Origin of the sequence: Nocardiopsis halotolerans DSM 44410, from assembly GCF_000341065.1 — a bacterium.
GTDB classification, from domain to species: domain Bacteria; phylum Actinomycetota; class Actinomycetes; order Streptosporangiales; family Streptosporangiaceae; genus Nocardiopsis; species Nocardiopsis halotolerans.
Genome location: NZ_ANAX01000189.1, coordinates 1 through 10,360, shown reverse-complemented (window position 1 = coordinate 10,360; position 10,360 = coordinate 1). Strand labels below are relative to the sequence as shown.

Here is a 10,360-nt window from a genome sequence, read left to right as displayed (position 1 = left end):
GGACTGGCCGCGGCCACCCTGTCCTACGCCGAACACAACCACGCCCCGTACGGCCGTGTCGCCCAGACCGCGGGACTCGTCGCCCAGGCCGCCTCGCAGGCGGCGCACGCGGTCCTGGCCGAACGCGGGGAGTGGGTCACCAACGACAAGGCCCTCCTGGGCCGGGCGGGTCTGGAGGAGATCGACTTCGTGGTCGCCGGGATGACCGCGGACCCCCGGGACCTGACCACAGCGGTCGCCGAGGCCGGGCGGATCATCGCCACGGCCTGAGCCGCGGTCCTTCGCGGGCCGCGGGAGCCAGCGGTCACCTCCCCGGATGGTCGTGAAGGCCTCGACCACCGTCCGCGTGCACGCCTCCTCCGGCCGCCGCCTACCCGTCCGCGGAGCGCGACCTCGGCCGCGTTCCCGAGGGCACCGATCCCGACGCCGTGGCGGCGCTGCTGGCGGGGGCGTGTTTCCAGCGCGGTTTCCTGGAGGCGTTCCACGAGGGAGACGGCGGTGTGCCTCCGCTGGAGGAGTTCGCCGCCGACCTGGTCGACGCCACCGGAGCCGCCGGGAAGGCGGACGCCCCGGCCCCCGGAGGGGCCGGGGCGGCGGGCTGACCGGACTTCCCCCACCGGCGGGGACCTACCAGGTCATGTTGACGACGCCGCTGAGCGTGGCGTACCCGGCCCGGTCGAAGGCCCGCGCCATCGGTACGTTGCTCCGGTCGGTGGCGGCGCGGACGCGTTCGGCGCCCTCCCCGGCCAGGACACGGGTGCCCTCGGCGAGGATGTCGTCGATGTAGCCGTCGCCCCGGTGCTCGGGCAGCACCGCGACGTAGCCGATCATCGCGTGGTAGTCGTTGCGCGCGGGCAGGACGAAGCCGACCGGTTCGCCGTCCGGCAGCGTCGCGATCCGCCACCACTCGCGGGGGGTCGTGTACCGGGCGAACTCGTCGGCGTAGTTGTCGGCGGCGACCTGCTCCGCCGTCCGGTGTTCGAGGTCGGCGCGGTCGTGGGCGTCCAGGGTCCCCTCCAGCGCCTGGACCATCAGGCCGAGGATCTCCTCCTCGTCCCGGATCGGCCGGAACCGGAGCCGGTCGCCCGGACGGGGTTCGGAGCCGCCGGGGGTCCACTCGAAGCTCAGGCGCTCCACGAGCGGCGTGGCCCCGTTGCGTTCGACGGCCGCCATGCGCTCCTCCACGACCCGACGTTTGCGGGCGTCCTCACGCCAGTCGACGGGGACGAAGCGCAGGTACTCGGGCGGCGTGCTCCCCTCGGGCAGGGTCGCCGCCGAGGCCGTACGCAGCAGGCGGGCGAGGACCTCCACGCGGTCGACGTCCCCGGCCGTGTCGTCCACGTCGAGGACGTCCAGGAGCAGCGGAGCCGTGTCCACGTTCCGGCACCACCAGGACAGGCGTGCCAGGAGGCGGTCGCCGTCCAGGGCGACCCACATCCACGGGGGACGGCGGCGGTTCTCGGCGAGGTCGTTGGCGATCTCGGAGTTCTGGGTGTAGGGGAGCCGGTTGAACAGGTCCAGCTCCTCCGGTCCGGTGATCGGACGGATGGTCAGGTCATGCACGGTCAAGGCGACACCTTCGGTGTGTGTGCGCCCGGCCGCTCCGGGGTTCAGCTGTCGAGGTATCCCCGGAAGGACGCGAGCGCGGTGACTGCGGTGAACACGGCTCTGCCTCCTTTCCTTGGTCGCGGCCCCGGCGTGATCGGGGCAGGAACAGTTGTAGCGGGGCGCGCGACGGCGGCGCAACCCCCTTTCCGCCGCACGGGGCGGAAACCCGGTGGACCCCGGACGGGGCGACCAGCGAGTATGCCCCCATGGGACGGAACTTCGACGAACTCGTGGCCGAGGCCGACGCGGCGCCCGTGGAGGGGTGGGACTTCTCCTGGCTGGACGGCCGTGCCACGGAACGGCGCCCCTCCTGGGGGTACCAGCGCACCATGGCCGGGCGCATGGCCCGCGCGAGCGCCGCACTCGACATCCAGACCGGCGGCGGCGAGGTGCTGGCGGGAATCCCCGAGCGTCCGGGCCTGACCGTGGCCACGGAGTCCTGGCCGCCCAACGTGGCCAGGGCGACCCGGCTGCTCCACCCGCTGGGCGTGGCGGTGGTCGCCGACGAGGACGATCCACCGCTGCCCTTCGCGGACGGCGCCTTCGACCTGGTGGTCTCCCGACACCCGGTGACGGTGTGGTGGGAGGAGATCGCCCGGGTCCTGGCACCGGGCGGGACCTACCTGTCCCAGCAGGTGGGACCCGCGAGCGTCTTCGAGGTGGTGGAGTTCTTCCTGGGGCCGCAACCGGCGGAGAACCGCGAGGCCCGTCACCCGGACGGGGCGCGCGACGGGGCGCGGGCCGCCGGGCTGGAGGTGGTCGACCTGCGCATGGAGCGGCTGCACACGGAGTTCTTCGACGTCGGCGCGGTCGTGTACTTCCTGCGCAAGGTGGTCTGGATGGTGCCCGGGTTCACCGTGGACGCCCACCGGGACCGGCTCCGGGACATGCACGAGCACATCGAGCGCGAGGGGTCGTTCACGGCGACCACGACCCGCTTCCTCATCGAGGCACGCAAACCCCGCTGACCGGGACGCGGTCAGCGGGGTGCGCGGGTCAGGACCGGGCCGAGACCTGCTGGACGACCTCGAAACCCCAGATCTCGCTGTTGGTCGCGGCCGGACCGCCGTGCCCGTGCCCGTGGCCCGCCGACGCGCCCTCCTTCCCGGCGTCCTCGGCGGCCCGGGCGTGCCCACGCTTGAAGGCCTCGCCGTTCACCCAGTTCTGGAAGTCCTCCTCGGACCGCCACCGGGTGTACACCAGGTACTTGTCGGTGCCCTCGACCGGGCGCAGCAGCTGGAACTCCTCGAAACCGGGCTGGCCCTCCACCAGCGCGGCCCGCTTGGCGAAACGCTCCTCCAGGGTGGCCCCGCCGCCCTCGGGGACGGTCAGGACGTTGAACTTGACGACGCTGCTCACGCGGTACCTCTCCTCGTTGTCCGCTGTTCCCACGCCCAACCTAGGCCAGCTTCCGCGAACGCCCACGCCGCCCCGCCCCTCAGCCGAGGACGACCCTGCCCGTGTCGTCGACGTGCCAGCCCGGATTGTGCGCGATCTCCCACACCACGCCGTTGGGATCCTCCACATGGGCGTGGAAGACACCGCCGAACTCCCCCTGCTGCGGGACCTTGAGTACCTTTCCACCCGCGCGGGTCATCGCGGCGACGGTCCGCTCGACGTCCTCGGGTCCTTCGACGTTGTGCGCCAGTGTCAGCCCCGACACCCCGCTCGTACCAGACGGTCGCCCCAGGTCCCGGTCGAACTTCTCCGCGTCGAACAGGCCCAGGACCTGCCCGGGGGCGACCTGGAAGAAGATGATCTCGCCCGGAACGTCCATGAGCGGAACCCAGCCGAGCCCGTCCCGGTAGAACGCGCGGGCGGCGTCCAGATCGGTGGTCGCGAGGGTGACGAAGTGGACCTGCTGTCTCATGGTGACTCCATCGCTGTGGCGGCACGGAGGCCCTGGTGTTGCCGGAGACGTTTCGGCCCGGGAAACACGTCGGGCACCTTCCGGCAGGGCGGGCGAGGGGCACCTACGAGTATGCCTCCAGCACCCCGACGGCGTACTACAGCCCGTGCTTGCGGGCGACCATCCGCAGGATGACCGAGCGCGGGAACAGACGCCTCAGCGCGAAGACCACCGGGGCGTTGCTGCCCACCGCGTGGAACGGCCTGGGCCGGTCGGCCTCGACGGCGCGCGCGATCGTCCGCGCCACCGTCCCGGCCGAGATCCCCCGGGCCTCGTTGGCGTTGAGCGCCTCCAGCATGGTGCGGTACTCGTCCGCGAACGGCGACCCCTCCCGCAGGTACTGGGTCCGCCGCTCACTGATGCCGGTGTTGATCGATCCCGGTTCGACCGTGGTCACCCCCACCCCGTACGGGGACACCTCGCGGCGCAGCGCGTTCGCGAACCCCTTGAGCGCCGCCTTGGACGCCACGTAGGAGGACCGGTAGGCCAGCGGGAAACTCGCCAGCATCGAACCCACCATCACCACGCGCCCGTACCTGCGGGCGCGCATCCCCGGCAGCACCAGCTGGGTGAGCCTCACCGCGCCGAACACGTTGATCCGGAACAGGCGTTCCACCGCTTCCGGGGGCAGTTCCTCGAAGGGGCCGCTCTGGCTCTCCCCGGCGTTGTTGACCAGCACGTCCACGTCGCCCGCCGCGGCCGCGCACGCCCTGACGGACTCCTCGTCGGCCAGGTCCAGGGCCAGGTACTCCACGCCCGGAACCGGCTCGGTCACCGACTCGGGATCACGGCTGGTCCCGTACACGCGGTAGCCGCGGCGGACGAGCTCGGCGGCCACGGCCGCGCCGATCCCCGACGACGCTCCCGTGACGAGCGCGGTCCGCGAGGCTGTGGGACTGTTCATGGCGGTCCTTCCAGGAGAGGGGACGAGGGGAGGACGCGTCGCGCCGCGCGTGTGAGCGATGATCGCACGCCGCCGGGGACCCGCCGCGCCCCGGCCCTCGTCCCGGTGCCTCCGGTCCGGGCTCAGTCCCAGCGGTGCGGGTCGAACGGGTCGATGGGCAGGTCCGTCCGCCCGTGCTGGGCGAGGTCGGCCAGGGCCACACCGACGGCGGAGGCGAACTTGTAGCCGTGCCCGGAGAAGCCGCCCGCCAGCACCAGCCCGGGCAGTTCGCGGCGGTGTCCGATGAGGAAGTGCTCGTCGGGGGTCATCGTGTACATGCACGCCACCATGCGCTCCGGGAGCGGGGCCAGACCGCGCAACCCGGCCGCCAACCGGCCGAGTCGTCGCCCGTCGGCGGCGTCGGGTTCCCGCGGCCCCGCGTCGGGGTCGACCGGCTCTCCCCACTGCGCGCCCTCGCCCCTGTTACCCGGGGCCTCGGCGTGCACACCGATCTTGACGGTCCGGCCGCCGTCCATGCTGGGGAACCCGTACCACGTGCAGTCGCCCCCGTCGCGGGCGAACACCGGCCCGTACGCGTGCGGGGACGGGGCCTCGGTGGTGCGGAACCAGCCCAGCACCCGGCGTTCGACCCGCAGTCCGACGTCCGGTCCCGCGGCCTCCGGCACCAGTTCCGGCAGCCAGGACCCGGCGGTGACGACCACCCGGCGGGCCCGGATCTCGGTGTCCCCGGCCACCACGCGGGGGCGGTCCGGATCGGGCACGACCCGGGTCACCCTGGTCCCGGTGAGCACCCGAGCCCCCGCCGCCTCCGCGAGCCCCACGGCCGCCCGGATCGCGGCCTCGGGCAGGACCGCGCCGGCGTCCTCCTCGAAGACGCCCACGTCGTCCGGGCGCGGCGCGTGCTGGGGGAAGCGCTCGGCGACCTGGTCGCGGGAGAGCACCTGGTGGGCGAGGCCGTGGTGTTCGGCCGCGGCGATCGAACCGGCGACGGCGGAACTGTCGGGGGGACCGAGCATCAGCGCGCCGGTACGCACCACGAGACGCGTCCCGGAGGCCTCCTCCAGGTCCGCCCACGCGCGCCAGGCCGCCTGGACGAACGGCACGTAGGCGGCGCCCTCCAGGTAGGCGGTGCGGATGATGCGGGACTCGCCGTGGCTGGACCCCCGGTCGTGTCCGGGGGAGAACCGCTCGACCCCGATCGCGTCGACGCCGCGTCTGGCCAGACGCCACAGGGCCTGTGCCCCCATGGCCCCGAGCCCGACCACGACGGTGTCGGTCTCCATGTGCTCCGTCACGCGCCTCTCCCCACGGTCGTGCCCCCGGCCGTTGGGGGCCGGGGCCATGATCGCAGGCCGCGTGCATGGCGGACGCCCGCCCACCCTCTGGGGTGGACGGGCGCCCCGTTCTCGGAAGGGAGCCGAGAGTCGGGAGGGACCGTCGGACTACTGGATGGGCGGGTAGGCGTTGGCCAGCAACTCCTGGAACTGCGCGGAGAACCAGTGACCCGACACCGGAGCCTCGGGCAGCGCCCCCGACATGTTGTCGCCGTTACGCACGTTGCCCTCGTAGGTGGGGTCGCACATCCGGTCGAACCCCTTGCCCTCGTCGTTGTCGATCGGCTCGCTGGAACCGTCGGACTCACCCGGAGGCTTCATCCACACATAGGCGTCGATACCCGGCTCCGGAGCGGCCTGCGGGCGCTCACCCAACCCCGCACCCGCCTGGTTGCACCAGTTCCCCAGATGGATACGACGGTCGTAGCGGCCCCCGTCCACGTAGGCGTCCACGCTCGTGGTCGGCCCCGGCCCGTCCGGGCGGTCCGGCCCACCCCACCCGTTACGGGAGGTGTCGATGAGCATCCCGATCCCCGAATCGAAGCCCTGACCCACCAGCTCCTCACGCAACGCCTGGGCGAAGTCCAACTCACCGGTGAACTGGTTCCAGTCCACCCAGGAGGACTGACGCACCGGCTGACCGGCGATGGTCTCACCGATGGCGAAGTTGTCCTCCACCAGCGCCGAGTAGTTCGCGGTGTTGGCGATGAAGCCGTGCACATCGTCGGGGCTGGCACCGGCGGCGTTGGCCGCCTCGTAGAACAGTTCGGCCGAGGCGGTGAAGTTGTTCTCCCACCCGATCCAGCCGTGGTGGCCGGCGTCGACGTAGTTGTAGACGTTGTCGATCGCGCCCAGCTGCGCCAGGGCGTAGCCGACCCCCTCGACGTAGTTGCCGTTGGCCAGCATCTGGTCGCAGTTGTCGGTGGCGGTCTCGCGGGGGGTGACGTTGGTGACCAGGTTGGGCAGCGAGTCGATCTCGACCGTGGTCACGATCCGTAGTTCGGTGTCCTCGTAGTCGGCGAGGATGTCGGCGATCGGGTCGATGTAGTCGTTCTTGTACCGGCCGATCTCCTCGGGGCCCAGTTCACCGTTGGAGGCCAGCGCGGCGCAGTCACGGCCGGGCAGGTTGTAGATCACCACCTGGAAGACCAGCGGCTCGCCGTTGGCCTGTTCCAGGGCCTCGTCCAGGTGGTCGCGCAGGCCCATGCTGCCGGTGGTGGGGCTGTCGTTGCCCTCGATGGCGCTGATGCGGTCCAGCCACACCCCGGTGGGTTCGTCGGCGACGGCCTCCCCGCCCGGTTCGGCGGCGGCGTTGGCCGACCAGATCGGGTTGACGTAGACGTTTGCGCCGACGTAGGGGTTGTCCACCCGCTGTCCGGGCTCGGGGTCGCCCGGATCGGGGTCGCCCGGGTCGGGGTCACCCGGGTCGGGGTCGACCTGGCCCTGGCAGAGCACGCCGTTGAGGGTGAACTCGGTGGGGGCCTCGTTGGTGCCGGAGTAGCTGCCCTGGAAGCCGAAGGCGACGGTGGCGTCGGTGGCGATGGCGGCGTTGTGGCCGGTGTTGGTGGCCGACACGCTCTGGCCGTTCTGGGTGAGGGTTCCGTTCCAGGCGTTGGTGACCTGTTGGTTTCCGGCGAAGTCCCATTCCAGGGTCCAGCCGTTGACCGGGTCGCCGAGGTTGGTGATCTCCACGTTCGCGGTGAAGCCCGAGCCCCAGTCGTTGAGTTGGTAGTCGACCTCGCAGCCGGTCGCGGCGCTGGCGGGTGAGGAGGTGGTGACGGCCAGGGTGGTGCCGAGCACCACGGCGGACGTCGCGGCGAGACCGCGTCGTGCCCACGAACGTGGGTTCGCGGCACGGGGGGGTGTGCTCATCTCTTCTTTCCTTGTGGAAGCGGGTTGCCAGAAGGAGCCTTCGAAAGTCCCGAACCGGGAGTTCGCGACCGGCAGGCGGGGTGTACCGAAATTCCCTGCGTTTATGGAGGTGAGCGGGGCATTCGCGTGCCTTAGATCCGGGGTAAAGCTGAGCGGGAAAGGGCCGAAAGGAGTGGGAGCGCTCCCAGTCGGCAGTGAGCGGGGTGTAGGGAACGTGTGGGAACAAGGGTGTGCGAAGGCGTTGCCGGATTCCGTCGCTGAGTGTGACGTCTCCGGAACGCTTTCCTGAACGGTAGCCCGCCAATGGTGATATGTAAACACCATAGAGTTCAGCTATTTTTGGTACGTCGTTCCAAACCATTGAATTCGCAGGTAGTGACGTGGTTCACAGCCGCTGGGTGGTGACGAGTGGTCGCCATGCGGACACGGCGAGTAGTCCCACCGCGGCGGTCGCGATCCAGAACGGGACGAGCAGGCCCGCGTACTCGGCGATGAGGCCGCCCGCCACCGCGCCCAGGGAGGCCCCGCCCAGGTCGGCCAGCCTGTACACGCCGCCCACCCGGCCCAGCAGGCGGTCGGGCGTGAGCCGCTGGCGCACCGTCGTGGCGGCCGTCCCCCACACCACGGTGTGGACCCCGAACAGCACCATGACCACGCCCGCCACCAGACCGTCCGTGGTCAGCGTCAGGGCCAGGTAGGTCGCCGCCTCCACCACCAGGCCCCAGCGCAGCAGGAAGGCCCGACCCACGCGGGCCTCCAACCAGCCGTAGACCTGGGACCCCAGGACACCTCCCGCCGCTCCCGCGGTGACGAACAGCCCGAACCCGGTGTCGGACAGCCCCAGGTGCTCCCGGGCGTAGAGCACCCAGAGGGCGAACGCACCCACCCCGGCCAGGTTCATCACCAGGATGCAGCCGCACAGCGTGCGCAGTCCCGGCGAGCCCCACACGAAGGCCAGCCCCTGGGCGACATCCGAGCGCAGTGTCGTCCGCGCCCCGGACCCGTGCCCGGTCCCCGGGGGTGGGGGCGTCGGACGGATCCGCAGCACGACCAGCGCCGACACCAGGTAGGCCAACGCGTCGAACCCGAACGGCAGCGCCCACAGAGCCGCGAACATCAACGCGCCCAGGGGCGGACCGACCAGCTGGTTGTTGACGGAGAAGGTCAGCGCCAGCCGGGCGTTGGCCCGGCCCAGCGCGTCGCGGTGGACCACCGACGGCAGCAGCGAGCCGTACGCGGTGTCGGCCAGGGTCTCACCGACACCCAGGGCGAACACCGCCGCGTAGACCGGCCACGGGCTGGCGCTCCCGGACAGGATCACGGCCGTGAGCAGTGCGAGCACCACGCCCCGGGCCAGGTTGGCCGCGGCGAGCACACCGCGCCGTGGCAGACGGTCGACCAGGGCGCCCGAGGTCAGGGAGAACAGCAGATGGGGCAGCATCTGGAGCGCTGACGCGGCGGAGACCGCCAGGGGAGAGGGGGAGAGGGAGGCGACGAGCAGCGGGCCCGCGGCGATGAGGGCCCCGTCGCCGAGGTTGGTCAGGGCGGAGACACACCACAGGCGGGCGAAGTCGGGCCCCAGGGGGGCACGGGAAGGGCGCGCGCCACGGGCGCGGCGGAACGGGGACATGGTGGAACTCCCGGCAGGGCGAAGGCGCCGATCGGCGCGTGGTCGGAGGCTGGGGCCGTCCGACCCGCCTCGGCGGGAGGAAGCCGGTGGTACCGGGGAGTGGCGCCGCCGTTCGGCGGCCGTCACCGCGTGCGGGGTGCTCCCCGGGATCGCGTCACCTGAGGCGCGGTTCCCATGCCGTGGCGGGGCGGAGGGTCAGGTGAGCGGTGGTGGCGCGCATGGTGTCCTTCCTGGTGGTGCGGCCGGGTGGTTGCCAGCACGGTAGCCGTGCGCGTCGTGTCGCGCCACGGATTTTTCCAGCGCTCTGTTTCGACCCGGCTCCTTTGGGTAACATGCGGTTTGGGAGCGCTCCCGTCGGTCGGCTGACAAGCCGAGAAAGACGGAGAACGCAATGAAGAACACGACCACCGAAACCACCGAGACCCCCCGGCGCGGCAACCGGAGCTGGTACGCCCGCGCGTTCGTCCTGGCGTCCGTGCCCGCGGTCGCGCTGACCACGCTGGCCGCGCCCGCCTCCGCGCACGGATCCATCGTCGACCCCGCCACCCGCAACTACGGCTGCTGGGAGCGCTGGGGCGACGACCACCTCAACCCGGACATGGCGCAGGAAGACCCCATGTGCTGGCAGGCGTGGCAGGACAACCCCAACGCCATGTGGAACTGGAACGGCCTCTACCGCAACAACGTGGGCGGCGACCACCAGGGCCAGATCCCCGACGGCACCCTGTGCAGCGGTGGCAACACCGAGGGAGGCCGCTACGACTCGATGGACGCGGTCGGCCCGTGGAAGACGACCGACGTCGGGGACGACTTCACCCTCCACCTGCACGACGGCGCCCAGCACGGCGCGGACTACTTCGAGGTCTACGTCACCGAGCAGGGCTTCGACGCGCTCAACGAGCCGCTGGGCTGGGACGACCTCGAACTGGTCGAGCGGACCGGGTCCTACCCGCCCGTGGCGGACAACTACATCGACGTCAGCACCTCGGGCCGGTCCGGCCGCCACATCGTGTTCACGATCTGGCAGGCCTCCCACATGGACCAGGTCTACTACCTGTGCAGTGACGTGAACTTCGTCTGATCCGACCCTCCCGGCTGTCCGG

The 10,360-nt window shown here is 71.6% G+C and carries 10 protein-coding genes and 1 pseudogene; 4 read left to right on the top strand and 7 right to left on the bottom strand.

Annotated elements, in window-relative coordinates; genetic code table 11:
- Both D455_RS0114465 and D455_RS32955 read left to right on the top strand, forming a co-directional pair.
- Positions 1–270: pseudogene (locus tag D455_RS0114465) on the top strand (nucleotidyltransferase domain-containing protein); the annotation flags it as partial.
- Positions 271–428: 158 nt separating this feature from the next.
- Positions 429–602: a hypothetical protein gene (locus D455_RS32955; RefSeq protein WP_017571426.1), complete on the top strand. Its 174-nt coding sequence runs from the start codon at positions 429–431 to the stop codon at positions 600–602.
- Positions 603–627: 25 nt separating this feature from the next.
- Here D455_RS32955 and D455_RS0114455 read toward each other — a convergent pair whose 3' ends face one another.
- Positions 628–1,569 carry a GNAT family N-acetyltransferase gene (locus D455_RS0114455; protein ID WP_017571425.1) on the bottom strand — a complete coding sequence of 314 codons (942 nt, stop codon included), beginning with the start codon at positions 1,567–1,569 and terminating at the stop codon, positions 628–630.
- A gap of 245 nt (positions 1,570–1,814) precedes the next feature.
- Here D455_RS0114455 and D455_RS0114450 point away from each other — a divergent pair, with 245 nt between their 5' ends.
- Positions 1,815–2,576, top strand: a complete 762-nt coding sequence (locus D455_RS0114450) for a class I SAM-dependent methyltransferase (protein ID WP_017571424.1) — start codon at positions 1,815–1,817, stop codon at positions 2,574–2,576.
- 28 nt (positions 2,577–2,604) lie between these two features.
- Here D455_RS0114450 and D455_RS0114445 read toward each other — a convergent pair whose 3' ends face one another.
- The 6 genes from D455_RS0114445 to D455_RS0114420 all read right to left on the bottom strand — a co-directional run bounded on the left by D455_RS0114445 (position 2,605) and on the right by D455_RS0114420 (position 9,257).
- Complete coding sequence (locus D455_RS0114445) at positions 2,605–2,967, bottom strand: antibiotic biosynthesis monooxygenase family protein (protein WP_017571423.1); 363 nt, start codon at positions 2,965–2,967, stop codon at positions 2,605–2,607.
- A gap of 79 nt (positions 2,968–3,046) precedes the next feature.
- A complete protein-coding gene (locus D455_RS0114440) occupies positions 3,047–3,478 on the bottom strand; it encodes a VOC family protein (RefSeq protein WP_017571422.1) in 432 nt (143 codons plus the stop codon).
- Positions 3,479–3,614: 136 nt separating this feature from the next.
- On the bottom strand, positions 3,615–4,421 hold the full coding sequence (locus D455_RS0114435) for an SDR family oxidoreductase (RefSeq protein ID WP_017571421.1): 807 nt from the start codon (positions 4,419–4,421) through the stop codon (positions 3,615–3,617).
- A gap of 122 nt (positions 4,422–4,543) precedes the next feature.
- Positions 4,544–5,704 (bottom strand): N-methyl-L-tryptophan oxidase, encoded by a 1,161-nt coding sequence (gene solA, locus D455_RS0114430; RefSeq protein WP_394296642.1) that lies wholly within the window; start codon positions 5,702–5,704, stop codon positions 4,544–4,546.
- 159 nt (positions 5,705–5,863) lie between these two features.
- Complete coding sequence (locus D455_RS0114425; RefSeq protein WP_026122630.1) at positions 5,864–7,627, bottom strand: glycoside hydrolase family 6 protein; 1,764 nt, start codon at positions 7,625–7,627, stop codon at positions 5,864–5,866.
- A gap of 385 nt (positions 7,628–8,012) precedes the next feature.
- The gene (locus D455_RS0114420; RefSeq protein WP_017571418.1) at positions 8,013–9,257 is read right to left on the bottom strand and encodes an MFS transporter; all 1,245 of its coding nucleotides are present in this window, start codon (positions 9,255–9,257) and stop codon (positions 8,013–8,015) included.
- Positions 9,258–9,648: 391 nt separating this feature from the next.
- Between D455_RS0114420 and D455_RS0114415 the strand changes: the two genes are divergently transcribed.
- Positions 9,649–10,338 (top strand): lytic polysaccharide monooxygenase auxiliary activity family 9 protein, encoded by a 690-nt coding sequence (locus D455_RS0114415; protein WP_017571417.1) that lies wholly within the window; start codon positions 9,649–9,651, stop codon positions 10,336–10,338.
- Positions 10,339–10,360: the final 22 nt, after the last annotated feature.